Origin of the sequence: Lacrimispora sp. (genome assembly GCF_032078915.1) — a bacterium.
Taxonomy (GTDB): Bacteria; Bacillota; Clostridia; order Lachnospirales; family Lachnospiraceae; genus Lacrimispora.
The window spans coordinates 81,174-107,322 of sequence record NZ_DAMAUN010000002.1 but is presented as its reverse complement, the minus strand read 5'-3'; the positions used below and the strand labels follow the sequence as shown (position 1 = coordinate 107,322).

Genomic DNA, 26,149 nt, shown 5'->3' with positions numbered 1-26,149 from the left:
ATATTGATTTTGTCACTTAATCTAATGGATTTTCAATATTTTCTATTATTTCTCCTTTATCGCAATGTTTTAAAAAGAAATAAAATGTTGAATCAATTATATTAATAGTACGCTGAGAGATATCATAATCAAACAACGGTGGCTGGATTTTCTTCGCTGTTTGTAATTTTGCCAAACTACTCAATAGATACCCAATATCACTTGGCCTTATATCGGCACTTCTGTGATGACGGCTTTTAATTATTTCTTCTATCTTTTTACGTGGCACACCCATTAAAATAGTTGAAAAATCCAGACTTAAAATTGCAGTAACAAAGTAGTATGGCAAGAAAAGAGGCTTTTTCTCCTTATCTTTCACATCCCTCTGCCCCTTCGCAATATCTTCCAATGCACGAACATGTCTTGAAGAATAATCATCACATTTTGCCGTAATAGCGTGATCAAGAGTCATCTGGTCAACAATATGTTTTCTAAGTCCTTGCTTTTGTAATATACCATTCTCCAAGCATAACAGTTTTAATAGCTCCTGAACAACTCCTATGCTTCCCATTGATTCCTCGCAGAGTCTTAGTAATATTTCATCTGAAATTTCAATATTAAGCTCTTCTGCTCCCTTTTTTGCTACGCTAATAAATTCTGTGTTATCCCACGGCTCAACCGGTATTTCTGCAATCCGATCTTGTAAATCTCCATTAAATTGAATAAGTCTGTTTTTCTCTTTCCATACTCCTAAAATTATAAATCTTAATCCTAGCTCTTGAAAAGTGCGCAAATCAAACGCCAATTGCTTTTGAACATCACTGGAAAGATAATGAAAATTTTCAAGAATTACAAATTTATCAGAATTAGCTTGTTTATACAAGTCAAAAATGTCTTGCGGCAGCTCTAGGTTAAACTCTATTGATCGATAATTAAGCTGCTGTTCAGCTGATGCATTAACTTTTGCAGACCCTTCGACCTCTGCAGCTGCTAAAAATGGTAATTTAGATTTAATTTTTGCTACAGCTCCAATTTCAACATCTCCGCTCTTACTTTTCTGCTTATCGGTTAAAATTTCAATGCCAAGTTTTCTAAGAATCGATTTATAAATATCTGAAACTTGACTTTTGGGACTGCAGCTAACAGCTAAGCATTCACTATATGGTAAATATTTACTGACCAAAGCAGTTTTTCCTTGTTTTGATGCACCATAAACTATTATTTGTTTATCCGATCTTAGTGCGTTCTCAAATGACCCATCAACTTCCTGGCGTTCAATATAGCTAAGCACAGGTTTTCTACTGACCCCGAAGACTTCTTCTAATTTGACCATATGTACTCTTCCCCCGTCACAATATCATATTAAACTCATTATACAATGCATTTTCTGTTTTAACAAACAAAACCATTGATTCTAAAAGAATATTTATAATAGGTCATAGTATGGGAGGAATGCTGTCTCCACAAATTGATGCGGAAGGCGGAAATTTTGCCGGAAATATTATTATTGCGGTACTACAAAAAAGTTTGAAATATCCCATTGTCTTTCCCAACGCATTACAGTTTCGTCTTCGCCGGTACAAAAGTCTTTTAAATAAGGGTTTATAGGGGGTTCAACAAGATTAAAACCACCTAACCCACGATTAATTTTATCTATTTTATAATAACTGGAAACATGAACACGCATAGGGATTAAGTCATATTGTGTGAAATATGTCTTATCCACTTTTTATATGTAATCATATAGTATCTCCTTTGATCTTATTATTTATTTTCACCCTATCCTTCTAATGTTTATTATATCATAGCTCATTGCTTATGAAAGATATAAAAAGCTATCAACATATAAATGTCGATAGCCTGAAGCGGCAAACAATTCATTGCCACTTTTTTTATGTGGTTTTTCTTTATGTGGCTTTTATGTGGTCTTTTACAGACTTCAGAATCTTTACCAATGATCCATCAACTCAAGTTAAGAATAAAAGTAATTAGCAATAATTATTTAAGAGTATGCATATATTCTTCTGCACGATCCCAATTAACTACAAACGAAGTTCCCTTTTGGCAGAATACGGAACAAGAAGGATTATTAATATCCTCATTTGGATTATATTGATAATGATCAATAACCTGGGCTTCATTATGACATCTATCATAATGAGAAAACACCATAGATATACTTCCCTTGCCTCCGGTCATTATCATCAGTTCTTCTCCGTAATTCATAAATGAAGCAACAGGACCCTGACCTCTTATTACAGTTCTTCCGATTCCATCCGGAACCGGAGCTTCAAACCGGCCGGAATATTTTGTAATGTCAGTTAATACCCTTCCTGTTAGGGGATCAGGAATTAATATCGTAAAGCTGTAATAAGGCTCCAGAAGTAGATTGTGGGCCTTCATAAGACCCTGGCGAATCGCCCGGTATACTGCTTCACGGAAATCCCCGCCCTCAGTATGCTTAATATGAGAAATTCCATCAACCAGGATAACCTTAATATCCGTCAACTCAGATCCGGTTAAAACTCCTTTATGAATTGTTTCAAACACATGGGTACGTACCAGATTCTGATAATTGATCCCAAGCCTGTCCACATGACATTGACTCTCAAATGTAATCCCCTTCCCTCGCTCTTCGGGTTCTATCCTTAATGCTACTTCCGCATAATGGCGGAGTGGTTCAAAATGTCCATATCCTGTAACCGGTTCCTCTACGGTTTCCATATAGATGATCTCTGGCTGTCCAAAGGATATCTTTGTCTGAAATCTTTCTAACACAACCTGTTCCAGAACCTCAAGCTGAATTTTACCCATGATATTCACTTTTAACTGCCGCAAAGACTCTTCCCATACCACACTTAGCCCAGGCTCTTCTTCCTCCAGATTGTGAAACATCTGTAAGATTGCCCGGTCAGGTATCTCAGATGAGTACAGGACTCTTGCCTGAAGGGTGGGTTGAAGTGCCGGAACTACCGTATCATAGCACTCCCCAAGCCCCTGGCCTGCTCTGGTAGTCCGAAGCCCGGTGACAGCTACCACATCTCCTGCAGAAGCCGTCTGAAGAGCCGTAAAACGTTCTCCCTGAAATATCCTTATCTGATGAACCTTCTCATCCGCTGATAAGGAATCCCGGACATTGAGAATGCCGCTTAATATCTTCAAATACGTCATTCGCTCTCCATGTCCATCATAACGGATCTTAAACACTCTCCCTCTAAATGGCGCTGATACCGGATAGGAAGTTTCTGTGTAACTATAAAAGATATTAAGAAATGCTTCTATCCCCTCTCCATTTAAAGCGCTGCCGCCAAAACAGGGGAATAGCTTCCGGTTTTTAATCTGAGAAACTACGGCAGGCCTTAGGTCTTCAAAAGTAATACTTCCATTCAACCATTTATCCAGTAATGTTTCATCCCATTCAGATACATTCTCAATGAAATCATCTGTCAGGGCAGTCTCATTTCCCTTCTTAAGGCTAATGCCTTGAAAATCCTGGATATTGCCGGAAAAACGTTCTCGAATCTCAGTTAAAACCCTTTCATAAGATGCAGAGATCACATCAAGCTTATTAATAAACAAAAAAACAGGAATATGATAACGCTCCAACAGGTTCCAGATGGCCTCTGTGTGGCCCTGAATTCCATCTGTGCCATTAATCATAAGGACTGCATAGTCCATTACTTCCAAGGCCCGTTCCATCTCAGCTGAAAAGTCTGTATGACCAGGCGTATCAATCAGATAATAGGTATTATCGCCATGAGTAAAGCCGGCCATATCCGAAAATATGGTTATTCCTCTCGCCCTTTCGATATCATCATGATCCATACATGCGTTTTTAGCATCTACACGGCCCAGAGCCCTGATTACCCCTTCTCTGTATAATACCTGCTCCGAAAAGGTAGTTTTTCCGGCATCTACATGGGCCAAAATTCCAAAAGTTATCTTCATAATTATTTTTAATCCTTTGACTATAAGAATAATTCTGAACTTAATAATACCTGTTTAACGTCTCTTAAAGAGACGCCGCTTCTATTATTCTAAGATATAATTCCAATAAAATCAATGGATTTAAAATAGTGGCTGTCTGGTTTTTCTATTTATCTCACTCCTGGATCAGATGCAAAGTACACGACAGTCAGATACTGCCCGCTGTGTATAGTATCTTCTTTTAATCCGTTTATGTTCTTTAATTCTTTTACATATTGGGCAGTGGTCATACCGCTGTTCTCCAGATACGTTCCTGCAATGCTCCATAAGCTGTCCCCCTTTTGGATCTCAATGCTTGTATAATACTTCTCTAACACCGGAATTTCCGTCTCTCCGGCAAGGGCATTCATTATAGAATTGCCAAAAAAATGAGAACCAAGTAAAACGACCAATGACAGTACAATTAATTGCTTCATCACGTATACCTCCTTTAAAACAATCCAAAACAGAACATAAGTTCTTTTCCTGTCATTATAATACCATTACGAACATACGTTTGTCAATTGATTTTGCACTTTTTTCGAACAAAGGTTTGCATTTTAATCGAACATATGTTACTATAGTCTTAATGAATAAGGAGTGAGGAGGCCGTACCATGGCGCAAGAGAGAATTACCCCAAAACAGCAGGAAATTTTGGAATATATAAAAGAAACAATTTTAAAGAAGGGTTATCCACCGGCAGTCAGGGAGATTTGCGAAGCGGTCTGTTTAAAATCAACATCATCCGTCCACTCTCACCTGGAGACGCTTGAGGAAAAAGGATACATAAGAAGAGACCCAACCAAGCCCAGAACCATTGAGATCATAGATGATTGCTTTCAGCTGACACGCAGGGAAGTTGTAAACGTTCCGCTTCTTGGTACCGTTGCGGCCGGACAGCCTCTTTATGCAGAGGAAAACATTGAGAATTACTATCCCATACCAGCTGATATTCTCCCAAATGCCGAGACCTTCATGTTAAAAGTTAAGGGAAACAGCATGATCAATGCAGGCATACTTGAGGGTGATCAGATTATTGTTGAACACTGCCCGACAGCCCACAACGGAGAAATTGTGGTGGCATTGGTTGATGATTCCGCAACTGTAAAACGTTTTTTTAAAGAAAAGGGCCATTACCGCCTGCAGCCAGAGAATGATTCCATGGATCCGATTATTGTAGAGAATGTAGAAATCCTGGGTAAGGTAATCGGTTTATTCCGTTTGGGGATTCATTGATATTATTAATTGAAAAACGTAATTTCAGGCCATGGTTAACATAAAATTATTATGTTAACCATGGCCTGAATAAAACATTCATTAATCAATTATTACAAGACTTGTAACAAGACATTAAATAAAACACAAAATAAGACGATGCTGATTAAGCAAGAATATAAGCAGTTTCATACTTCTATAGAACTGCAATGAGAACTATAATGAATACTAAAATGAATACTGCAATGAAAACTTCAATGAAAAAACGGCTCACAGATTCTGTTAAGCCGTTTTACCCAATAAAATTCCGTTCTTATGATAAAGCTTCCAATTCGTCAGCCTCAATTTTCTTTCCATCTCTCCAGATTCTCTCCAGATCATAGAACAAACGATTTTCACGATCAAATACATGGACAATGATATCACCGTAATCCATGAGTATCCAGTTAGCAGACTGATAGCCTTCTATCTGTTTGCAGACAAATCCCTTTTTTCCAAGTTCTTCCTCTACATTGTCAACCATGGCCTGTACCTGATTTGCATTGTTACCGCTGGCAATAATAAAATAATCTGCCATTACGGATACTTTGCAGATATCAATAATTCTGATATCTTCCCCTTTCTTATCTGATAAAGCCGCATAAGCGGTTTTAACCATCTCAACTGACTGATTCATCCTTGTTCTCCCTTCTTTTCTTCGTGAACCTGCTTATAATAAGCATATGCCTGCTTTGACATAGAGTCCACAAAACTGCCTTTTCCATCCAGATAATCCAAGGTTTCCTTAAGGATCTGATAAACACACTCATCCAAGTCCACAAACGCCATAGACCGCACAAGAGCCAGATTCACTGCTCTGTCGCGTCTGGGCTCAATATAATCCGCCGTAAAAACGATTTTTTCCAATATAGACATCTCCGCTTTGCCGGTGGTATGCCATCGGATCGCGTTTATGATCTCTTCGTCATTGATACGGTATTTATGCTCTGCAAGCCATGCCCCATATTTCGCATGGAGCACAACTGGGGCCCTGAGTTCGTCGTCAGTTAATGGAAGTTCTTGTTTCCTGCATTTTCTGATAATATCTTCATCTCCATAAGGCTTGGCGCAATCATGAAGCAGGCCGGCCAGCTCCGCTTTATATAGATCATATCCATAGCGCATCGCCAATGCGGTGCAAATAAATGATACACTGACCGTATGCTCAAACCTGGAAGGAGTTAATCTTCCCTTTAAATCATTTCTCAACTCTAAGATCAGATCTTTCATGATTCCAACTCCTGATATAAACCGTGGGCTTCGATATATTCTATGACTTCCCGCGGTACATAGTCTGCTATGGACTGCCCCCTGGCAATCATGCTGCGTAATTCTGCAGAAGAGATATCCATTTCCCCGCAGTGAAGCGTGCGGATATCCGCGCCATACTTAGAGGCCAGATAAGCTATCTGCCTGTCCATGGAACGGTCCGCTTCCTCATATTCCCTCCGGGCAGCCAATATGACTGCCTGAGTCAGCACCTGGTCCGGCTCATACCAATTCTCAATCTCATATAAAGAATCAGCTCCAATGATGAAATAAAAGGAATGCTCCGGATATTCTTCGTGCAGTAATCTTAACGTCTGCGCCGTATACGTATTTCCGGTTCGCCTTACTTCAAAATCCGAACAGACAAAGCCTTCATGATCTTTCATGGCAAGTTCTGTCATGGCAAGACGGGTAGCCGGTTCTGACACATTACGGTTCTTTTTATGAGGCGGATGTCCGGAAGGCATGTACCAGACTTCTTTTAAGCCATATTCCTTATATGCCTGTCCGCCAATCATTAAATGTCCATTGTGGATTGGATCAAACGTACCGCCCATAATGCCTATTCTACCCATAATCTTCGACTCCCTGACTCAAAAATGAAACAGGATTATTTTGGAAGCACGATCTTCCTCTTATGTTCCTCTTTCGCCTGCTTATAAAGGATAATCTTTCTTCCGATCACCTGAACGACCTCGGAGTGAGTTCTCTCTGCTAATACTGCAGCAATACTGCTTCCATCATCCAGGCAATTCTTCAGTATCGTAATCTTTATTAACTCTCTGGCTTCCAGTGCCTCTGCAACCCCATTGGTGATCTCAGGTGTCAAGCTGGACTTTCCAATCTGGAAGATAGGATCTATATTCATCGCCAATCCCTTTAAATAGGATCTCTGCTTACTTGTCATATTATTCTCCTCTGCTATTTGTAATAGTCAAATTCAAGACCATACATGCGGACCGTATCTCCTTCTTTAATTCCCGCCTGTTCCAGCTCATCTAAAATCCCGTTTTCTTTTAAGAATTTCTGGAAGAAGGTAAAGCCTTTTTCTGATTCCAGATTCGTATAGCCTAACATCTTTTCAATACGGGGACCTTCTACCACGTAAACTCCATCTTCTGTCACTTCCACAGAATAAGGAAGAAGTGCAACACCCAGGCTCTTAACATCGAATTCCTTTTCAAATATAATCGGACTTAAATTCACGGTCTGAAGCAGCTCATAAATAGCATATAACAATTCTTTTACGCCCTTACCGCTTACTGCAGATATAGGATAAACCTTAACACCCTGAGACTCAAACTCCGCCTTAAGCTTTCCTACCGGATCTTCACCGTCATCATATATCGCATCCGTCTTATTGGCCGCAATGATCTGAGGACGTTCCATCAATTCCGGATTATAAGCCTCCAGTTCCTTATTGATCGCATGGATATCCGCGATGGGATCTCTTCCTTCCGTAGATGCGGCATCCACCACATGAACCAGGACCCTTGTCCGTTCAATATGACGGAGAAAATCATGTCCTAATCCAACACCCTCAGAAGCGCCCTCAATAAGCCCTGGAATATCAGCCATAACAAAGCCCTTTCCTCCATCCATATCCACAACGCCTAAATGTGGGTTTAAGGTTGTAAAATGGTAATTGGCTATTTTAGGTTTTGCATTGCTGACTCTGGAAAGAAGCGTGGATTTTCCAACGTTCGGAAAACCAACCAGGCCTACATCCGCAATCACCTTTAATTCAAGCTGTACCCAAAGTTCCTGGCAAGGCTGTCCAGGCTGGGCATATTTGGGGGCTTGCATGGTAGGAGTTGCATAATGCATATTCCCCTGTCCGCCTTTGCCACCTCTTAATATAACTTCCCTGCGGTTCTCACCGGACATATCGGCAATAATTTTTCCGGATTCAAAATCTTTGAGCACCGTGCCTTCCGGAACCTTGATCACCAGGTTTCCGCCGTCCTTTCCATGGCATCGGCGTTTTCCGCCTGATTCCCCGTCCTGGGCGGTATATTTGTGAATATGCCGAAAATCACTTAATGTGTTAAGGCCTTCATCTACTTCAAATATAATATCACCGCCGCGGCCGCCGTCACCGCCGTCAGGACCGCCGCATGGAACATAAAGTTCCCTCCGGAAGCTGACATGACCGTCACCGCCTTTTCCGGATTTTATAAATATTTTTGCTCTATCGGCAAACATTCATTCACCTGTTACCTTTCTTTTCGATTAAAATTAGGGTTTAACCCTTCCTTTAAAGGGTTAAGCCCCTTTCTTAAAGGGTTCAACCCTAAATTGAGCATGAGCAGCGAATTTTTGAATACAGGCAGCCAGGCAGGTCCTGTATTTTAAAAAACGGCTCCATACGTCTAAGGTATGAAGCCGGTCCAATTATTCGTTAATTGCTTTTGGATAAACAGAAACCTGCTTTTTGTCTCTGCCTTTTCTCTCAAATCTTACAACGCCATCCACTAAAGCGAATAATGTATCATCACCGCCACGGCCTACGTTGATGCCTGGATGAATGTGAGTTCCTCGCTGTCTATAAAGAATATTGCCTGCTAACACGAACTGACCGTCAGCTCTCTTGGCACCTAATCTCTTAGACTCGGAATCTCTACCGTTCTTGGTAGAACCAACACCCTTTTTATGAGCGAAAAATTGAAGGTTCATTCTTAACATTACTTACACCTCCTTAAATCGGATTTTAATATATGGTTCTCCATATTCTTCTTCAATATCTTGTAATCCCAATACCAAAGAATTCATAAGGAGTTGTGATCCTGAACTGATATTTGATGTAAAACGGAAATGAAAAGCACCTGACTTCTCTTCCTGATCCACTTCAAAGGAATCTTCAGTAAACTGTTCCACGCTGTTGGTCATATTAAATGTAAGTGCTGACACTGCAGCACAGACAAGTTCCTGTCCATCCTGATGATCATCAGATAAACCGGCATGTCCCAACATCTGGATTCCCGCATAATGCTGTTCTGAATCAACCAATACGGTTACTCTTATCATAATTAAGCATTGATCTTTTCGATCTTAACCTGAGTATAAGACTGTCTGTGACCATTTTTCTTATGGTATCCGGATTTTCTCTTATACTTGTAAACAATAACCTTCTTAGCTTTGCCTTCCTTCACAACTGTACCTGTTACGGTAGCACCTGCTACGGTCGGGCAACCAACTGCTAATTCACCATTGTTTACAACAAGTACTTGGTCAAATGTGACAGCTTCGCCAGCGTCAACACCAAGCTTTTCCACTTTAATGATATCGCCTTCCGCTACTTTGTACTGCTTTCCACCTGTTGCAATAATCGCGTACATATGGCACCTCCTATTATCATTACTCGCCAACTGTGGTGTTCCAAATAAATGGAAACTTTTTTACCTCATTGTGCGGCATACTTTATTAATATATCATTCTCAAACTGTTCTGTCAATATCTTTTAAACAAAAAATAGTCGGTTTTTCCGCCTGCACCATAGTATCTCCTTGTATTTGTTACTGGCGTCTAGTATAATAGAAGCCATCCGATAAAACAAGGGGATACGAATAGAATCAGTTGGGCATAAATAATCACATATTTGCCAGCTTCTGTCATAAACATGCTATCCGTATAAGGAGCGTTCAGTTTACGGCGCTTAACATTTTTCATAAGCAAACGAAAGGAGATCAGACTATGAGAAACTTTTTTAACAGAGAATGGAGTTTACCTGAAAAACGACTTTCAATCGTGTCAGCATTTCTGTTGGGCTGCGTCCTTGGATTTTTATTCGCACCAATAAAGAAAGGAGTCTACTGCGGCAATCATAACGGAAATAGAAATGAAAGTCTTCCGGAAAAAAGCACAAAGGGAATCCTGTAACATTTCATTATTCTCTCCACGCAACAAGGCCGCAGAGCTTAAATGATATGCTCCCTTCCAGATAGACAGTTTTATTATTTCAACTGTCTGCCTAAAGGAAGCATATCAAATATCTGCGGCCTTTTTTCTTAACTGTTTTTCCATGTAGAAGGTGCAAAAATCAATAACATTGGGAATATCTCCAGACGCCCCGCCAGCATGTCAAACATCATAACATATTTGGACAAAGCAGAAAAATTGGAGAAGTTCTGGAGAGGGCCTACCCCTGCCAGTCCTGGCCCGATGTTATTAAGGGTTGCTACTACGGCTGTGAAATTGGTGGTAAAATCAAAGTTATCCAAACTGACGAGCAGGATGGAAACCGTAAAAATCACGATGTAAGCACCTAAAAATGTATTGATGGACCGGAGCACATTATGCTCAACGGGCTTTCCCTCCAGCTTTATAATCTTCACGCTTCTGGGATGGATCATGGACGCCAGTTCCTTTTTAACAGCCTTTAAAAGGATAACGACTCGTGATACCTTAAAGCCTCCGCTCGTACTTCCTGCACAAGCACCGATAAACATAAGAGCAACCAGAATCCCTTTTGAAAATTCCGGCCATAAATCATAGTCAACAGTAGAATAACCCGTTGTGGTGATAATCGAAGCTACCTGGAATGCGGCATGATGAAAAGCAGAAAACAGGCTGCCAAAGCTGCCGCGGATATTAAAGGTAATAAATAAAACGGACGCCGCAATGATTCCCAGATATGCCCTTGCTTCCTCACAGCGGAAGGCTTCTTTTGGATGACGGGTTAAAAGCAGGTGATACACATTAAAGTTTATACCGAATAAAATCATAAATACGGTAACAACTCCCTGCAGATAATAACTCTCATAAAAAGCCATGCTGCTGTTTTTGATCCCAAATCCGCCTGTACCGGCTGTTCCAAAGCTGATTGCCAGTGAGTCAAAAAGTGACATTCCTCCTATCAGCATAAGGATGACTTGCACCACCGTCATGAATAAATAGATCTTATAAAGGATTTTAGCGGTCGTCCTCACCTTAGGCACCAATTTTCCTACGGAAGGACCGGGGCTTTCCGCCTTCATAATATACATATTATAACCGCCGGCAAGAGGAAGGATGGATAAAATAAATACCAGAACACCCATACCGCCAATCCAGTGGGTAAAGCACCTCCACATGATCATGCATTGGGAAAGAGACTCCACATCCGGTAAAATACTGGATCCGGTTGTGGTAAAGCCGGAAATAATCTCAAACATTGCATCTTCAAATTTGGGGATCTCCCCACTTAAATAAAAGGGCATTGCCCCAAAGAAACTTAAGACAATCCAGCTTAATGCAACGGTAACAAATCCTTCTTTTGCAAAGAAAACCATGTTTTCAGGCTTTTTGCGGGTACAAATAAGCCCGGTGCCTCCGCAGACTGCCATAACTGCCAGAAACCAATAACCGCTGGTTTCCTGATAAATCAATGCAGTGATACACGGCAGCAGCATAAAAACTGCCTCAATATTTAAAATCCAGCCCATCAGATAGATGATAACTTTTTTATTCATAACCTTTTTTCGCCTTTTCCTACCTTAGTATGTCTTTTAAATCATTGAGCCCGGTCACCGTGGTGACTACGATCACCCGGTCGCCTTCTTCCATGGTGTCCTTTCCGCGAGGGCTGATAAAACGTCCCTTCCGGTTAATGAAGGCCACAAGAAGGTTATTTTTAAGCTCAAGTTTTTCAAGTGGAATCCCTACGATACTTGGCTCATTTGCCACGCGGAATTCCAATGCTTCCGCCCTGTCCGCCACGATTTTATAGAGGGTTTCCACATTGCTCCCCATGGAATTCTGCATGGCACGGACATATTGGAGAATTGTCTCAGAGGTGATGAGCTTGGGGTAGATCACACTGCCTAAATTCATGGAATCAATGACATTTTCAAAAGCGATCCGGTTTACTTTTGTAATAAGTTTTGCCTTGGACTGGCTTGCTGCATAAAGAGAAAGCATGATGTTCTCCTCGTCAAAACCGGTTAGAGAAGCGAAAGCATCGATCTGCCCGATTCCTTCCTGAAGCAGCAGTTCCTGATCAGAAGCATCTCCATGAATGACCATAGCCTTTGGAAGAAGCTCGCTCAGCTCATTGCAGCGTTCCATATTCTGCTCCAGAATCTTTACGTTAATCTTTGTACTTTCCAGCAATTTTGCAACATAATATGTAATCTTTCCGCCGCCTACCATCATTGCTGTCCGAATTGTATTGTTATCAATCCCTGCCTGTTTGAAGAACTCGTTGGCTTCTGCAGGTGATGCGATAAACGATATCTTGTCCCCTGCCATCATGACGGATTCTCCGCTTGGGATGATGACATCACTGCCATGCTCAATGGCACAGATCAGCACATTGCAATGAAGCTTCGACAGAACCTCACGCACCCTCATGTTATGAAGGATGGAATGATCCGGCACCAGGAATTTCAAGATTTCAATCCTGCCTTTGGCAAACGTATCGATTTTGATTGCAGATGGAAACCGGAGCAGCCTGGCGATTTCCATGGCTGCAGCCATCTCCGGGTTAATAGCCAGGGAAAGTCCAAGCTCTTCCCTGATATAGTTGATTTCAGAGTGATATTCCGGATTACGGATCCTGGCAATGGTATGACAGTCTCCTGCCTTCTTCGCAATCAGGCAGCAAAGCATATTCAGCTCGTCGGAATTAGTTGTGGCAATTAAAAGATCTGTTTCCTGAATCCCTGCCTCCATCTGTACTTTATAAACTGCACCATTTCCCACGACGCCCATGACATCGATTCTCTCCGTAATAGAGTTAATGACATCTGCGTTTTTATCAATGAGCATAATGTCATGATGCTCATTGTTCAGCTGTTCTGCCAGGGTTGCTCCTACCTTACCGCAACCCACTATTATGATTTTCATAATGAAACCTTCTCCTTCATCTGCAATGCCTGTTCATAAAGAGGCTTTCGTATTTTTTTTCTGGTCACTTCCACCAGATTTAATTTTGTCATTTCAACAACGGTCGTTTTGACCGGATCTTTGGACAAAATCCCCTCCAGACGATCCATAAGGATACGCCTGTCCTCTTCTGCCTCCATATCTATAAAATCAATAATAATGATACCGGATAAATTCCTGAGCCGAAGCTGATGCCCGATTTCTTCGGCAGCCTCTAAGTTAACCTTTTTGATCGTTTCCCTTAGTTCTTTCTTTCCGGAATACTTTCCTGTATTCACATCAATGACTACCAGGGCTTCCGTAGGTTCAATGACCAGGTAACCTCCTGATTTCAGCCATACCCTTTTCCCTAAAGCTTCATCCATAGTCTTTTCTATCCGGTAAAGCTTTCCAAGCGGAAGCAGATTGTCCTCATACCTTGTAAGAAGTCCCAGGTCTTCCGGCTGGCACTGGGTAAGATAATCTTTTATAGCCTCGTATATATCCGGTTCATCGGTAATGACTGCTTCCAGGGAAGATTTAAGGCTGTCCCTTAAGCCGGCTAAGTAGGAAGGAGCCGAGCTGTACAGAAGGTTGTAGCAGGTTCTGTGCTTTGCATTGTCCAGCATCTCTTTAAAAGAATCCATTAACTGGACCAGTTCTGATTCCAGTTCCTCTTTTGGAACCTTATAGGCATTGGTGCGGACAATCATGCCAAAGTCTTCATCCTTCCTGGATTCCAGATAGGACTTCATCTCCTGTTTCCATGCCTGATCCGTGATCTTGGTTGAAAAGCCAATCTGTTTCTTTCCGGAGGTCAGCACAAAATAGCGGCCGGTAACATTTAAGTTTCCGGTGAGAACCGGAGCCTTTGTCTTCACCGCATCCCGTTCTACCTGGACGATGATTTCATCGCCCTGGCGAAGCTTTCCGTTATAAGGCCTCTGGTCAGCAAAGAGGATACTGGCGTCAGACAGACTTAAATATCCCATCTGTCCCCCTCCAATATCTACAAAAGCCGCATTGATATTCTTAACGATATGATTTACTTTTCCTATATAAATATTGCCCAAAACGGACTGGTTTTCCTCCGGTTCAATGTTGACTGAAACCGTCTCTTTTCCTGACTGGAGAAGGGTGATGACCGAGCCGTTCCATCTTGTTATGATTAACTTATTCAAGGGATTCTCCTATAAGCCCCAAAGGCACAAGTATTATATGTTCCTCGTCGACCTTATTGCCGTAAACCTCTTCTCTCTGAATCTGGAAGGCAAACTCCGGGCAGGTCTGTCCAAGCCACTGATAATAAGCCTCCATCACCAGCTCTGGCTTTATATTATCTGCGCTTCCCGCAGATATCTTCATGAAGATCGTCTCTCCATGTACAGAGAGTTCATAGATAAAAGCTTTTAAGTCTATTTCTCTTTCGCCCTTTTTGGTTTTTTTTGTGATAAGGATATGATCCTGTCCCATAAAGTCCGAAAGACCGTTTAGAAATGCCTCCAAATCGTTTGGCTGCTTTCCTTCCCGGAACGTCAGAGTATAATCTGCGGCAGCAACAAGAGACATGGCGTTTTTCGCCCGTTCATCAAGCATATGGCATTCCATGATTTGGATTCCCTCTGCCATTACTTCATTTAACTGGCTCACCATGGTTTTGCAATCCTCCATGGAATTTACTTCAATATCCATGTATTCTCCATTGCTGGTAAGACCCACTCCTAAAGGTGCTGCAAAAGACATGACCTGATGAGGGCTGAAGCCTTCGCTGTATTTGATATCAATCCCGGCCCTTCTCATGGCCTTCTGAAAATAACGCATCACATCCAAATGGCCTACGAATTTTACCGGGCCTTGCTTGGAAAATTTAATTCTCAGTTTCATAGCAGACTCCTCCCTCGAAATTCATAGCCCCACAGCCGGAACATCTCTCCCTGCAATTAGGGGTGACTTTCGCATTGATGGCATTCTGCCATTCTCTCTTTAAAAATTCTTTTGATACGCCTGCGTCAATAAAGTCCCAGGGGAACACTTCCTCTAAGTCCCTTTCCCTGACCGTATAGAAATCCGCATCAAGGCCGCAGGTCTCAAAAGCTTTTATCCAGATATCATTTTTAAAATGCTCAGACCAGGAATCATACAAGGCACCGTTTTTATAAACCTCTTCAATCAATGTGGAGATTTTTCTGTCTCCGCGTGCCAAAACGCCTTCCAGAACCGTCAAGTCAGCTTCGTGATAATTGTATTTTAAGCTCTTTTGATTCAGCATCTTTTTAAATTTGTCTTTCACGATATAAGCTCTTTCCAAAAATTCCTCTTTTGTGCACATCCTCGCCCACTGGAACGGGGTAAATGGCTTAGGAACAAAGAAGGAAGAACTTGCTACCACCTGGACCTTTCCATTTCTCTGGTCCTTTGGAATTTCATAGTAGACTTCCGCCACCTTTTCCGACAGTTCTGCAATCCCTTCCATATCCTCTACGGTTTCTGTAGGAAGGCCCAGCATAAAGTAAAGCTTTACCCGGTTCCAGCCGCCTTTAAAGGCTTCTCCCGCTCCTTTTAAGATGATCTCTTCTGTCAGTCCTTTGTTAATTACGTCACGAAGTCTTTGGGAACCAGCCTCAGGGGCAAAAGTCAAGCTGCTCTTTCTGATATCCTGGACCTTGCTCATGACATCAAGGGAAAAAGCATCAATCCGGAGGGATGGCAGGGATATATTGACTCCCTTGTCCTTAAATTCATCAATCAGGAAATTCACAATTCCTTCTAAATGGCTATAGTCACTGGAGCTTAACGAGCTTAGGGAGATTTCTTCATGTCCGGTACTTTTTAAGAGCTTGCTGGCGTAGTCCTTTAAATATTCCAGGCTGTGTTCCCTTAGCGGACGGTAAACATTACCGGCCTGACAGAAACGGCAGCCTCTGATGCAGCCTCTCATGACCTCTAAGACCACCCGGTCCTGAGTTACCTTGATAAAAGGAACTACCGGTTTTTCAATGTAATAAGCCTCATCCATGGTGACAACCAGCTGCTTCGTTACCTTTTCCTTTGCGTGAGGATTATTGGGCTTCATGCTCTTTATGGTGCCATCCTCATGATAGGATACATCATAAAAAGCCGGTACATAGATACCATCAATCTCTGAAGCCATCTCTAAAAATTCCCGGCGGCTTCCGTCCTTATTCTTATTTTCCTTATAACGGTCCATAAGCTCAAAATAAACGGTTTCTCCTTCGCCGATGTAGAACATGTCAAAGAATTCCGCCAAAGGCTCAGGATTGTAAGCACACGGGCCTCCGCCAATGATAATAGGATCTTCCTCTGTCCGGTCCTCCCAGTGAAGGGGGATTTGTCCCAAATCAAGAACCTGGAGGATGTTTGTATAGCACATTTCATATTGAAGGGTGATTCCAATAAAATCAAATTCTTTAATTGGATCCTGAGATTCCAAAGCAAAAAGAGGAATATGCTGCTCCCTCATGATCTGATCTAAATCCGTCCAGGGGGAAAAGATGCGCTCGCAGTAAATATCCTCTCTACGATTAAACATATCATATAAAATCTGCATTCCCAAGTGGGACATCCCAATCTCATAGACATCCGGGAAACACATGGCAAAACGGATGTCCACAGCAGACAGGTCTTTTTTTACCATATTTACCTCGCCGCCGATATAGCGGGCCGGTTTTTCAATTCTCAATAAAATCTCATCGCTTAATGCTAGTTTTCTCATGATCATTCCTTTTTTATTTGCAGTTTATGAATCTATTTCGTAGCTATCTGTTATAAAGCTGTCAATGAAAACCAGCGATTGCCTGACATTGCATCCGCTTTGTTTTCCCCAACGAACCATTCTTAATGATACTTTGCATAATTATAGGATACTTTCGGTGATTAATCAACTCCAAAATTACCTGTGGACTCGGATATGTATAAACCCATTGACACAGAAAAAGGCCGCGGTCCATGGGGCACTTTGTTCGTCAATCGGATATTCGTAAACCGCTTCGCTGTTTGATGAGGTTAAAATGTCCCAGTATCCGGAACCGGTATCCCTTTATTTACAAAAGCAGGGGCTGGCCGGCTTTTTGTCCTTTTTTTTCTATGCCAACGGTTATCCAGGATACAAGCAACAGCACACAGGCCAGCCAGATCGCCTTTTCACCCAACTGAAAAGATAGCCAGCCCCCCGTAAGAGCTCCGGTGAAAAAGGCCAACAGGATTCCCGTGTAATGATATGCTCTTTTCCGGCACCCTCTGTCCTTTCTGACAAAGCCTTCGTAATACATTTCCGCACAGGAACGCATATTTCCCGTACAAAAAACCGGTGCATATGCGGCATTCCCTCCAAAGTTCCGGAAGGTGCAAAATTGAACCGCAGCAGCAAATGACACCGCCGTATTGGCAAATAAGTGCGGCAGGGTGTGGGGAATGAAGCCGACCAAAAACAATACGGCAATTTCCAGAAATAAAATACCCGATATCCAATGGGTGTGTTTTTCATTATAAATTTTATAAAAAATATGTCTTGCCAGAAAAACTCCCAGCCAGAACGCTACGATGGGCACAAATGCCTGCCCCATGCCTTTATAGTCCTTTGAGAGGAAACGAATTGCAGCCAGCACGAAATTCCCTGTCTGGCCGGTGGCAAATACATTGCCTCTGTCAACATAAGAATAAGCATCCATTAATCCGCCTATTGCAGCTAAAAGCATGTGAAATCCGATGTGGTCAGTAAACTTTATATTTGATTCATTTCCCATATGCCAATATCTCCTTACTTCCTAATGCCCATGGCCTCCTAACATTATAGTACATTCCTTCACCATGTACAAGGGTAGTTGTGTCCATTGGGCTGGATACTGTAAAGCCAAATGAAAGCCCGAATCCCTTCATTCATGTTTAAAAGCGTGAAACCGACAATGCCAGTTTCACGCTTTCACATCAATACTCCCCCTGATAATTATATTTTATTGCTTAGTCCCATAATAACCGGCAATCCCCTTAAATATCAATTTTCCAACAACAGAACCGCCGTCTAAAATGCCAATGCTGCGATCAGCCGAATAAGCGGCACGTCCATGAACTGCCCGCATCTGCCGTGTGGCTTCTGAACCCTGTCCTGCTGCCTTCTCCGCTTCTCTCACTGCCATTTCCGGATCAGACGCATATGTTACCAGGGCCTCTGCTCCCGGATACAGGGAATCAAGAATGGTCTTCTCTCCCACCTTTGACTCCGCCTTTCCCATGATGTTTTCCACTGCCGAAAGCATCGCCCCTGCGGCCTCTTCAAAGCTCGTCTCTTCTTTTCCCTTTAACGCCTTTGCCAGGCCCATAAAGCCAAAAGAAGTGATCGTTCCCAGGGAAGACGGGGCGGAGGCATTAAACACCTTGCCGCATGCCAGGAAAAGCTTCCCAAGATCCTTTTCTTCCGCAGTTTTTAAAAATTCCACCACTGCCCGGTAGCCGTCGTCCATGGAAATCCCTAAGTCCCCATCCCCGTTTACCTGATCCAGTTCCACCAGATAATCCCGGTTTGCAGACATTTCCCTGCTGATCGCTTCCATGATTCCCTTTACTGATTCCCGATTCATGCCATATACCTCCCTATTTATTTGAATTGGTATAAAACGGAGTTTCTGCCGGAGCCTGAAGCAATTCCTTTAATTCCTGATCCAGTTTAAATATCGTTACAGAAAGGCCGGCCATTTCCATGGAAGTAGCATATTCCCCTATGCTGACTCTTAAACGGGAAAGGATCTGATGCACTTTTCTGTACACAATCAACTGTTCCTCCAAAGGGGTTCCACCAAGGCCATTGACCATTACGGACACTTCATCCCCGTCTTTCAAAGGCATATCCTTCGTGATCGTATTCACCAGCGTTTCCGCTATCTCGTCGGCGGTCATCATCTTCCTTACCTCAATACCCGCTTCCCCGTGAATTCCCATTCCAATCTCAATCTCATCCTCTGCTATGGCAAAGGTCGGTTTTCCGGCCTTGGGAACGATGCAGGGAGACAGGGCAACACCCATAGAACGGATGTTGTTTAAGGCCTTGGTTGTCACAGCCGCCACTTCCTCTAAGTTCATCATGTTATCGGCAGCTGCTCCTGCTATCTTAAAGGCATATACCATGCCTGCAACGCCCCGGCGCTTCTTAGCATGTTCCTGAGAAGAGCTGGCAACATCATCCTTTATAAGCACTGCTTTTGTCTGAATATCGTCAAATTCCACTTCCTCACAAGCCATGTTGAAATTAAAGCGGTCGCCGTTATAGTTCCCGAATAAACACAGCACGCCATTCCCCCTGTCACAGGCGCGGATCATGTCAGCCATCTTAGCTGCTGCCGGGGAGGCAAAGACCTCCCCTACTGCACAGCCGTCCAGCAGCCCTTTCCCAACATATCCTAAAAATACCGGAAGATGGCCGCTTCCCCCTGCTGTTACTACGCCGACTTTTCCCTCCTTGGCCGGATAATTGGAAACCAGCACCTGAAAATCATTATGTAACAGCTTTACCTTATCACCGTATGCACAGATAATACCTTCCATGGTATCCTTCACGAATGTGTCCGCGCGATTGATAATCTTTTTCATATAATTCCTTTCTTTCTATAGTTCAGACAGAAAATTTCCTCCTTATCTTACATTGGGAAACGATATCTCTTTCGGATATTCCCACCTTTGCAGCTCCTCTTGAGCAAAACCATCCGGCTCTTTTCCACCGCCTGCGGTCAATGCCAGATAATATAATTCTGCCAGTTCTTCAATGTAAGCGGCCTTTAAAAATGCTTCATAAACATCACGTTCATCCACTGCAACGGCTCCATGCTTTTCCAGCAAAAAGCAGTCTGCTTCCAGGCAGCTTTCAATGACGCTGTCCGCCAGTCCGGTGGTCCCAGGACGTCCATAGGGAGCGACAGGGACACGGGCTTTTGTCAGGCCTAAGTTAGCCACTTCATACACAACTGCCGGAATCGGCTTGTTTAGTAAGGCAAATGCGGTGGCATAGGCAGAATGTGTATGGGCGATAGCCGCTGCTTTTGGTCTCTGTCGGTAGATCATAAGATGCATCAGGGATTCGCTGGTCGGTCTTAAGCCAGATAAGTTTTCAATAACCCTGGCCTCCAGATCCATAACTACCATATCCCTTGGAGTCAGCAAGTCCCGGTCAACGCTGGTTGGAGTAATGACCACATAACCGGTTTCTAAATCCCGTGCACTGAAATTTCCGGATTTATGCTTGCATAAACCATCTCTCTGAGCACGTTTTGCAATTTCACATACATCTTTTTTCAATGTTTCAAGCATTCTAATCTCGTCGTTTCTATTTCATTTTTGCAGCCTATAGTAATTCCAAAATGTCATCTGCTGTTTTGGCATCCTTCATGGAAGCCAGCTTCTTTTCATCCTCTAAAATATTGATCAACTGGTTTAATGCTGCCAAATGACTCTCATAATCCGGAGTTGCCAGCACAAAAATCACCTTTACCTCCATGTAATCATTTACCATTATGGTCTGGGGAAGCAAAAGCATGGATAATCCCACATCATATACCCCTGCATCGATTCCAGCATGAGCAATCATGACATGCTCTGCAATTAGCATGATCTGCTGATGCTCAATAATATTAGAGATAATCGTTTCAACATATTGGTATTTGATAATATTTTTATACAGCAGGGGCACCGCTGCAAATTCTATGGCTTCCTTCCAGCCCATGCGTTCCTTAATGATCCTGATGTTGGATCTTGTCAGCAGTTCCCTTAGTTCCGGTTTCCTTTTCTCTATGGTTCCTCCTGCTCTCCGGTCTGACTGTACCATGTACGAGTCAATTTCCATCCTCAGCTTCTGAAACACGCTTTCGTTTGTATGCTTTTTTATGATTTGAAGGATTGTCTCTACCTGGGGAAAGATCTCCCCTGAACTTTTCAGGCTGTCAAACACATTTTTACGAAGTTTCCTTCTTCTTTCCTTGTCCAGCAAAGGTTCGATCACAAACTGCTTTTTTGATGTCCTTAAGGACGTTGTTGTAAATACCAGGTCAAAGTCTTCCTCGTACTGATCGAATTGGCGCGCCGACATATAGTTTAGAAAGTCGATTTCCGGAAAGGTGTGCTTTAATGAGGTCAGAAGAAAGTGGGATACAGTAATGCCGTTCTGGCATACCACCACCGCCCTCGGGCGTCTGTCTGTTATCTCTTCTTCATCCTCTCTGCTTGTAAGGGCAATAAAGATCAGGGTAATATAAACCAGTTCACTTTCCGGAAAAGACATTCCGATTATTTTTTCCAGAGGCGTCACAGACTTTTTCACCATGTCATGTACTTCCTGATAAGCAGGAAGCACGTATTCAGAAATATCGGGACCGATATGAAAATTATATCTGATGCGGTACAGGGCAGGAAGGCTGTGGTTCATGAGCAAATGAAAGGTATTCTCTTTATTCTCAAAACAAATGCAGGCGATCCGTTCAAAATTGCGGATGGTTTCCTCCACTGCCTGATAAACCTCTTCCTGCCCTGCAACAGCCTCCAAATGGGTGTTGATTTTCATGCTCTGGATATGGGCGGTAAAATACATGGTTTCCTGAATGCTGTTTACGCCCTCGGCAGCCAGGCAGGATTTGATCACCATATATTCCTTTGTTCCTGCCACATGACGGAAGGTTTCCGGAACCGTGTCTAAAGCCATACCGTCCCGGATCCGCCTCAGCACCAGGGCAAAAAAATACCGGTTCACTTCGATCATTTCGTCCGTAAAACGGGTTTTCAATTCCCCTTCAATGGTTTCCGTCATATTGCGCATATGCTCCATCTGCTTTTGTGTGATCCTTCCGATCCGAAAAACCACTGCCTGCTGCCCCCGTCCTGACAAAATATTTCGCAGTACCAGGAACAGCCGCTGCCTCAAATCATATTCCCGGCCTTCCAGCTGATAGCCTTTTTCCCTGCTGTATGTCAGCGGAATGCCTGAATCAGACAGTTCTTCCTTTAAGCGCTTTAAATCAGACAGCACCGTATTTTTACTGGCCTTTAACTCAGCAATGAAATGCTGCAGCGATAGTTCCTGCTGTTTTGTAAGCAGCATCAGCTGAATGATATCTCCCCGCTCTTCCTTAGAAAGCCAGACATCCTGATTCTCCTGTTCCAGGTGCGTGAAATCCAGTTGTTCTATGACCTCATTTGGGATGAGGATCCTCCCGTTATTTGCCCGTTCCAGAATCGGCAGCTGCTGTTCCTCCAGATATTCATTAATTCTAGTAATCCCATACTCCAGTTGTTTTCTTGAGAGATGTAATTTTGCCTCCAGAGCCTTTCCTGTGACAGATGCACTATGATTAATAATTTCTTTCAAAATCAAGCAATTCCGTTGGCCGATTTTCATGTTACGCTCTTTCCTTTGCCAGGTCTTCCTTCTTTTCCTGAATCAGGCTTCTTGAATAGAGCACAAAGGACACGATCCACAGAACCAGAATAATTAACGGAAGGAAATCTCCCTGCAGCGCCTTTACCGCGTGTGAAAATGCATACGTAAATATAGGACCGTCAATGCTTGAGTTGGAAATCATCTGCCCAGGCGCAAGCTCCACGGCCTTTGTGGTATTTGCCAGCTCTGTCATAAAGGGAGCAAAGGCAGTACCCACCCATAAAAATACCGGCGTAAAAATAGTACATTGAATCAGCATGCGCAGGATGTTTCCCCTGCACACCAAGTATGCAGGCACTGCAATGGCAATATTAATGATGCCTGCAAAAGGTAATATCTTATTACCGGGAAGGATAAAGGACATAATAAGGGTCACAGGCACTGTCCAGATAACAGCCAGCCAAATCTCATTGGCTCCGCCAAGAAACGGCCAGTCTAACCCTACATACATCTCTCTGTCTGCAAATTTGCTCTGCATAAATTCCGAAACCGCGTTGGAGATCGGTTCCAAAGCCTGCATGAAGTATTTTGAGATCACCGGGAATAAGGTGAGGGCAGTGGCACACTGCACTCCAAGGGTTAATATCCCTGCTAAATCGTACCTTGCCAAAGCTCCGAAAATAATTCCTAAAAGGAAACCCAAAATATGATTTTCCGCAAAAATACCAAGCTTATCTTTTAAATCCTCTGCATTAAATGATTTGTTGAGTCCAGGAATCTTCCGAAGTATACAGTCTACAATATACATAGGTGCTGCAAGAAAAACCATCTTATGAGTACAGGTGACTCCCGGAATACCGGAAAGCTTACTGATACGGTGCTGATGAAAATCAGCGGATTTCAACTCAAAAATCACCTGAACTGCCGCAACGATAAACGCTGCGATTACATTGCCGGTTATGTAATATACTGCGACTGCCGTAAAGATTTTCCCCCATACATTCCATAAATCCGCATTAAAGGTATCCGTCTTGTTCATGGCAAGCATGATAATATTAATTACGATTAAAAGGGGAAACATTAAAAATGCATAAGGCCAGGACCAGGAAATCGTGGACATTGTGGTCCAGCCCCCATCGGTAATGGGAAGATCAATACCGGAAAACTCCAGCATGGCAGTTGCCGCCGGTGTGATCACTCCGGTCATGTAGTTGATCAGCATGCTCATTCCGGAAAATGCTACGCCAAGGGTAATGCCTGATGAAACAGCGTCTTTTACTTTCATTTTAACAATTAATCCGGCTATGATAATAATTACCGGTACAAATACAGCAGCCCCAAGCCCCAGAAAGAAATTAACAGTATTCGCTAACATCTGCATCCTCTTTACCTCCTTATTTTCAAACTCTAAATTTATAGATTCTTCTTTTTGTAGTCCGCAATTGCTTTTAACAGTTTATCAAACTCCTGGTCTTTCCCAATGCCTGTGAGAAATGCGATTCCATTGATCACAGGGATCGGATATTCCTTGGCATTTTTCACTATGGTAATATAAGCTGCGCTGCCGTCCATATAACGGTCAACAGACTTTAAATCCACCGCCTCCACCAATGCATCCACTTTCTTTTCCTTTAACATGCGGTTTACCTTGCTTGCTACTGTCTGTGAAGTAGCCACACCGCTTCCGCAGGCTACAATAACTCTGATTCCCATGATCAAAACCCTCCTCTGATTTCATACGGATCCTTACGATTCCATACCCTTGATGCCGCAGACCAGCTCAAAGTATTCATCTGCTGTTTTGGCATTGTTTAAATGCTCCATTAATTCCTCATTCTGAAAATTCTCCACCAATATCTGAAGCAGGTCGATGTGCTCATCTGATTTTAAAAATCCCAGCATAAAAACAAATCTGACTTGATGGACTTCATCATTGTTTGCCATTTCCCTCCATTCAACAGCTTCTTTCAGCCGGACAGGAGCAATAAACGGCCGGATGATCTGGCTGATATCTGTATGGGGAATGGCAACCGGATAAGGCTTAATGGGCAGTGCTGTGGGATAGCGTTCTTCCCTTACCTTTAGTGAATCCAGATAAGTTTCTTTAACAAATCCTTTTTTAAACAGAATGTCTGCCAGCCGTTTAAACACTTCGGTCTGGTCCGCCGCTTCTAAGTCCAGCTGAACCAGATCCCGAAATAACATATCCTTTTTCAAATGTAACCTCCTTTAATGCTTATCATTTACCGGTAATAATCAAGCAATTTGTTATGTGCAAATTATACCATTGGACCAACTCCCAATCCACAACCGTTGTGTACAATTATCAATCTTACCATTGTGCAAAATTGGACTCATGAAAAAAAGGCCAGTCCATGTGGCCTCAATTAACTTTCATATTTATTGCAAAAGGCCACATCAGTCAAACTGAGTGGCCATTTCTATCTATTCTATCTCTAAAATCCATCAACGTCTGCCATTACCCGCCAATATAAATGGCGTATCCTGAATCTTATCTTACTATGTTCTGAAATTCTCCCGCCAAGTACTTAACCACATTATCAAACACAAGCTCTGCCCGCTTCACCAACGCTTCCTTTGATGCAAATGCGATATGCGGTGTTACAATTGTATTCGGTGCTGTCAAAAGCGGATGCTCCTTTGCTACCGGCGGCTCATTTTCAAATACGTCTATACATGCTCCTGCAATTGTACCTGCCTTTAGTGCCTCTGTAAGTGCCTCTGAATCCACTACCGGACCTCGTGACGTATTAATCAGCACTGCGTTTTTTTTCATCAAACCAATCTTTTCTTTATTTATCAGACCTTTCGTCTCCTCATTCAACGGTGTATGCAGTGAAATAATATCGCACTCTGCCAGCAAAGAATCCAAATCGACATACTTTAATCCCTGCACTTCCTTCCTTGTTCTGCTGTATGCAAAGACCTCACATCCGAACGCCTGGGCAATCGCTGCAACACGAAGTCCGATCGCTCCGGTTCCCACTACGCCGAATTTTTTGCCCTCCAGTTCAAAGCCGGTCAACCCTTCCTTTGTTCCCTCCATCCGGCAGGCCTTGTCACAGGGAATGATGTTGCGGTACAGGGCGATCAGCATACCAAACACAAGATCCGCTACGGCGCAGGTAGAATATCCCGCGCTGTTGCAAACCGTGACTCCATTTTTCCGGCACACATCCATAGCGATATGATCCACTCCGGTAAAGGCGACTGAAAGAAGCTTCAAATTTTTGCATCCTTCCATGACCTGGGCATTTAAAGGCAGATTGGACACCACGATGATATCCGCATCCTTTCCCCGTTCAATCAATTCTTCCGTATCAGAAGTCCTGGTGTTATAATAAACAATCTCCACCTTATCCTTTAAACACCCTGCCATTTCAAGCAGTCTTTCATCTGCAACTCCTAAAGGCTCTATGATCACCATCTTCATATTCTTGTTC

The 26,149-nt window shown here is 42.8% G+C and carries 27 protein-coding genes; 2 read left to right on the top strand and 25 right to left on the bottom strand.

The window, feature by feature from the left end:
- Positions 1-16: 16 nt before the first annotated feature.
- From RT269_RS01610 to RT269_RS01600, 3 genes are all read right to left on the bottom strand, one after another.
- Positions 17-1,312, bottom strand: coding sequence for a hypothetical protein (locus tag RT269_RS01610; RefSeq protein ID WP_313180256.1), 1,296 nt, complete (start codon positions 1,310-1,312; stop codon positions 17-19).
- A 665-nt stretch (positions 1,313-1,977) separates the two neighbouring features.
- Positions 1,978-3,927, bottom strand: coding sequence for a TetM/TetW/TetO/TetS family tetracycline resistance ribosomal protection protein (locus tag RT269_RS01605; RefSeq protein WP_313180255.1), 1,950 nt, complete (start codon positions 3,925-3,927; stop codon positions 1,978-1,980).
- Positions 3,928-4,076: 149 nt separating this feature from the next.
- A complete protein-coding gene (locus RT269_RS01600; RefSeq protein WP_331663877.1) occupies positions 4,077-4,382 on the bottom strand; it encodes a LysM peptidoglycan-binding domain-containing protein in 306 nt (101 codons plus the stop codon).
- A 179-nt stretch (positions 4,383-4,561) separates the two neighbouring features.
- Between RT269_RS01600 and lexA the strand changes: the two genes are divergently transcribed.
- Positions 4,562-5,182 carry a transcriptional repressor LexA gene (gene lexA / locus RT269_RS01595; protein ID WP_313180253.1) on the top strand — a complete coding sequence of 207 codons (621 nt, stop codon included), beginning with the start codon at positions 4,562-4,564 and terminating at the stop codon, positions 5,180-5,182.
- Between the two features lie 292 nt (positions 5,183-5,474).
- On the opposite strand, the gene rsfS is transcribed toward lexA, so the two are convergent.
- The 8 genes from rsfS to rplU form a co-directional block, all read right to left on the bottom strand.
- Positions 5,475-5,837 (bottom strand): ribosome silencing factor, encoded by a 363-nt coding sequence (gene rsfS / locus RT269_RS01590; protein ID WP_025233060.1) that lies wholly within the window; start codon positions 5,835-5,837, stop codon positions 5,475-5,477.
- The gene (yqeK, locus tag RT269_RS01585; RefSeq protein ID WP_313180252.1) at positions 5,834-6,430 is read right to left on the bottom strand and encodes a bis(5'-nucleosyl)-tetraphosphatase (symmetrical) YqeK; all 597 of its coding nucleotides are present in this window, start codon (positions 6,428-6,430) and stop codon (positions 5,834-5,836) included. The genes rsfS and yqeK overlap by 4 nt, the downstream gene beginning before the upstream one ends.
- Positions 6,427-7,044, bottom strand: coding sequence for a nicotinate-nucleotide adenylyltransferase (gene nadD / locus RT269_RS01580; RefSeq protein WP_313180251.1), 618 nt, complete (start codon positions 7,042-7,044; stop codon positions 6,427-6,429). Before nadD ends, yqeK begins: the two co-directional genes overlap by 4 nt.
- A gap of 35 nt (positions 7,045-7,079) precedes the next feature.
- A complete protein-coding gene (gene yhbY, locus RT269_RS01575; protein ID WP_313180250.1) occupies positions 7,080-7,376 on the bottom strand; it encodes a ribosome assembly RNA-binding protein YhbY in 297 nt (98 codons plus the stop codon).
- A gap of 14 nt (positions 7,377-7,390) precedes the next feature.
- Positions 7,391-8,674 carry a GTPase ObgE gene (obgE, locus tag RT269_RS01570; RefSeq protein ID WP_313180249.1) on the bottom strand — a complete coding sequence of 428 codons (1,284 nt, stop codon included), beginning with the start codon at positions 8,672-8,674 and terminating at the stop codon, positions 7,391-7,393.
- 189 nt (positions 8,675-8,863) lie between these two features.
- Complete coding sequence (rpmA, locus tag RT269_RS01565; RefSeq protein ID WP_013272669.1) at positions 8,864-9,154, bottom strand: 50S ribosomal protein L27; 291 nt, start codon at positions 9,152-9,154, stop codon at positions 8,864-8,866.
- Between the two features lie 3 nt (positions 9,155-9,157).
- Positions 9,158-9,496 (bottom strand): ribosomal-processing cysteine protease Prp, encoded by a 339-nt coding sequence (locus RT269_RS01560; RefSeq protein WP_313180248.1) that lies wholly within the window; start codon positions 9,494-9,496, stop codon positions 9,158-9,160.
- 2 nt (positions 9,497-9,498) lie between these two features.
- The gene (gene rplU / locus RT269_RS01555) at positions 9,499-9,807 is read right to left on the bottom strand and encodes a 50S ribosomal protein L21 (RefSeq protein WP_025233053.1); all 309 of its coding nucleotides are present in this window, start codon (positions 9,805-9,807) and stop codon (positions 9,499-9,501) included.
- A gap of 355 nt (positions 9,808-10,162) precedes the next feature.
- On the opposite strand from rplU, the gene RT269_RS01550 reads away from it, so the two are divergent.
- Positions 10,163-10,348, top strand: coding sequence for a hypothetical protein (locus RT269_RS01550; RefSeq protein ID WP_313180247.1), 186 nt, complete (start codon positions 10,163-10,165; stop codon positions 10,346-10,348).
- A gap of 128 nt (positions 10,349-10,476) precedes the next feature.
- On the opposite strand, the gene RT269_RS01545 is transcribed toward RT269_RS01550, so the two are convergent.
- From RT269_RS01545 to RT269_RS01480, 14 genes are all read right to left on the bottom strand, one after another.
- On the bottom strand, positions 10,477-11,919 hold the full coding sequence (locus RT269_RS01545; protein WP_313180246.1) for a TrkH family potassium uptake protein: 1,443 nt from the start codon (positions 11,917-11,919) through the stop codon (positions 10,477-10,479).
- Positions 11,920-11,938: 19 nt separating this feature from the next.
- A complete protein-coding gene (gene trkA / locus RT269_RS01540) occupies positions 11,939-13,294 on the bottom strand; it encodes a Trk system potassium transporter TrkA (RefSeq protein ID WP_313180245.1) in 1,356 nt (451 codons plus the stop codon).
- Positions 13,291-14,493 carry a ribonuclease E/G gene (locus RT269_RS01535; protein ID WP_313180244.1) on the bottom strand — a complete coding sequence of 401 codons (1,203 nt, stop codon included), beginning with the start codon at positions 14,491-14,493 and terminating at the stop codon, positions 13,291-13,293. Before RT269_RS01535 ends, trkA begins: the two co-directional genes overlap by 4 nt.
- Entirely contained in the window at positions 14,486-15,196 is a 711-nt protein-coding gene (locus RT269_RS01530; protein WP_313180243.1) for a TIGR03936 family radical SAM-associated protein, read from the bottom strand. The genes RT269_RS01535 and RT269_RS01530 overlap by 8 nt, the downstream gene beginning before the upstream one ends.
- Complete coding sequence (locus tag RT269_RS01525; protein ID WP_313180242.1) at positions 15,180-17,045, bottom strand: TIGR03960 family B12-binding radical SAM protein; 1,866 nt, start codon at positions 17,043-17,045, stop codon at positions 15,180-15,182. Before RT269_RS01525 ends, RT269_RS01530 begins: the two co-directional genes overlap by 17 nt.
- 328 nt (positions 17,046-17,373) lie before the next feature.
- The gene (locus RT269_RS01520) at positions 17,374-18,075 is read right to left on the bottom strand and encodes a YoaK family protein (protein WP_313180241.1); all 702 of its coding nucleotides are present in this window, start codon (positions 18,073-18,075) and stop codon (positions 17,374-17,376) included.
- 207 nt (positions 18,076-18,282) lie between these two features.
- A complete protein-coding gene (locus tag RT269_RS01515; protein WP_313180240.1) occupies positions 18,283-18,906 on the bottom strand; it encodes a dihydroxyacetone kinase subunit L in 624 nt (207 codons plus the stop codon).
- A 13-nt stretch (positions 18,907-18,919) separates the two neighbouring features.
- Positions 18,920-19,912 (bottom strand): dihydroxyacetone kinase subunit DhaK, encoded by a 993-nt coding sequence (locus RT269_RS01510; RefSeq protein ID WP_313180239.1) that lies wholly within the window; start codon positions 19,910-19,912, stop codon positions 18,920-18,922.
- Positions 19,913-19,954: 42 nt separating this feature from the next.
- A complete protein-coding gene (locus RT269_RS01505; RefSeq protein WP_313180238.1) occupies positions 19,955-20,626 on the bottom strand; it encodes a class II aldolase/adducin family protein in 672 nt (223 codons plus the stop codon).
- A gap of 34 nt (positions 20,627-20,660) precedes the next feature.
- Entirely contained in the window at positions 20,661-22,703 is a 2,043-nt protein-coding gene (locus RT269_RS01500; protein WP_313180237.1) for a BglG family transcription antiterminator, read from the bottom strand.
- A gap of 1 nt (position 22,704) precedes the next feature.
- Positions 22,705-24,066 carry a PTS galactitol transporter subunit IIC gene (locus RT269_RS01495; RefSeq protein WP_313180236.1) on the bottom strand — a complete coding sequence of 454 codons (1,362 nt, stop codon included), beginning with the start codon at positions 24,064-24,066 and terminating at the stop codon, positions 22,705-22,707.
- A 32-nt stretch (positions 24,067-24,098) separates the two neighbouring features.
- On the bottom strand, positions 24,099-24,398 hold the full coding sequence (locus RT269_RS01490; RefSeq protein ID WP_025233041.1) for a PTS sugar transporter subunit IIB: 300 nt from the start codon (positions 24,396-24,398) through the stop codon (positions 24,099-24,101).
- 33 nt (positions 24,399-24,431) lie between these two features.
- Positions 24,432-24,902, bottom strand: a complete 471-nt coding sequence (locus RT269_RS01485) for a PTS sugar transporter subunit IIA (RefSeq protein ID WP_313180235.1) — start codon at positions 24,900-24,902, stop codon at positions 24,432-24,434.
- Positions 24,903-25,197: 295 nt separating this feature from the next.
- Positions 25,198-26,139 (bottom strand): 2-hydroxyacid dehydrogenase, encoded by a 942-nt coding sequence (locus tag RT269_RS01480; RefSeq protein WP_313180234.1) that lies wholly within the window; start codon positions 26,137-26,139, stop codon positions 25,198-25,200.
- Between the last annotated feature and the right edge of the window lie 10 nt (positions 26,140-26,149).

Coding starts and splice junctions, on each gene's coding strand:
- RT269_RS01600 (WP_331663877.1), bottom strand. CDS start 4,382: ATGAAGCAATTAATTGTACTGTCATTGGTCGTTTTACTTGGTTCTCAT.
- RT269_RS01500 (WP_313180237.1), bottom strand. CDS start 22,703: ATGAAAATCGGCCAACGGAATTGCTTGATTTTGAAAGAAATTATTAAT.
- rpmA (WP_013272669.1), bottom strand. CDS start 9,154: ATGTTAAGAATGAACCTTCAATTTTTCGCTCATAAAAAGGGTGTTGGT.
- RT269_RS01480 (WP_313180234.1), bottom strand. CDS start 26,139: ATGAAGATGGTGATCATAGAGCCTTTAGGAGTTGCAGATGAAAGACTG.
- rplU (WP_025233053.1), bottom strand. CDS start 9,807: ATGTACGCGATTATTGCAACAGGTGGAAAGCAGTACAAAGTAGCGGAA.
- yhbY (WP_313180250.1), bottom strand. CDS start 7,376: ATGACAAGTAAGCAGAGATCCTATTTAAAGGGATTGGCGATGAATATA.
- rsfS (WP_025233060.1), bottom strand. CDS start 5,837: ATGAATCAGTCAGTTGAGATGGTTAAAACCGCTTATGCGGCTTTATCA.
- RT269_RS01490 (WP_025233041.1), bottom strand. CDS start 24,398: ATGGGAATCAGAGTTATTGTAGCCTGCGGAAGCGGTGTGGCTACTTCA.
- RT269_RS01495 (WP_313180236.1), bottom strand. CDS start 24,066: ATGCAGATGTTAGCGAATACTGTTAATTTCTTTCTGGGGCTTGGGGCT.
- RT269_RS01560 (WP_313180248.1), bottom strand. CDS start 9,496: ATGATAAGAGTAACCGTATTGGTTGATTCAGAACAGCATTATGCGGGA.
- RT269_RS01610 (WP_313180256.1), bottom strand. CDS start 1,312: ATGGTCAAATTAGAAGAAGTCTTCGGGGTCAGTAGAAAACCTGTGCTT.
- yqeK (WP_313180252.1), bottom strand. CDS start 6,430: ATGAAAGATCTGATCTTAGAGTTGAGAAATGATTTAAAGGGAAGATTA.
- RT269_RS01545 (WP_313180246.1), bottom strand. CDS start 11,919: ATGAATAAAAAAGTTATCATCTATCTGATGGGCTGGATTTTAAATATT.
- RT269_RS01505 (WP_313180238.1), bottom strand. CDS start 20,626: ATGCTTGAAACATTGAAAAAAGATGTATGTGAAATTGCAAAACGTGCT.
- RT269_RS01550 (WP_313180247.1), top strand. CDS start 10,163: ATGAGAAACTTTTTTAACAGAGAATGGAGTTTACCTGAAAAACGACTT.
- obgE (WP_313180249.1), bottom strand. CDS start 8,674: ATGTTTGCCGATAGAGCAAAAATATTTATAAAATCCGGAAAAGGCGGT.
- RT269_RS01605 (WP_313180255.1), bottom strand. CDS start 3,927: ATGAAGATAACTTTTGGAATTTTGGCCCATGTAGATGCCGGAAAAACT.
- trkA (WP_313180245.1), bottom strand. CDS start 13,294: ATGAAAATCATAATAGTGGGTTGCGGTAAGGTAGGAGCAACCCTGGCA.
- lexA (WP_313180253.1), top strand. CDS start 4,562: ATGGCGCAAGAGAGAATTACCCCAAAACAGCAGGAAATTTTGGAATAT.
- RT269_RS01515 (WP_313180240.1), bottom strand. CDS start 18,906: ATGAATCGGGAATCAGTAAAGGGAATCATGGAAGCGATCAGCAGGGAA.
- RT269_RS01525 (WP_313180242.1), bottom strand. CDS start 17,045: ATGAGAAAACTAGCATTAAGCGATGAGATTTTATTGAGAATTGAAAAA.
- RT269_RS01530 (WP_313180243.1), bottom strand. CDS start 15,196: ATGAAACTGAGAATTAAATTTTCCAAGCAAGGCCCGGTAAAATTCGTA.
- nadD (WP_313180251.1), bottom strand. CDS start 7,044: ATGGGTAGAATAGGCATTATGGGCGGTACGTTTGATCCAATCCACAAT.
- RT269_RS01520 (WP_313180241.1), bottom strand. CDS start 18,075: ATGGGAAATGAATCAAATATAAAGTTTACTGACCACATCGGATTTCAC.
- RT269_RS01510 (WP_313180239.1), bottom strand. CDS start 19,912: ATGAAAAAGATTATCAATCGCGCGGACACATTCGTGAAGGATACCATG.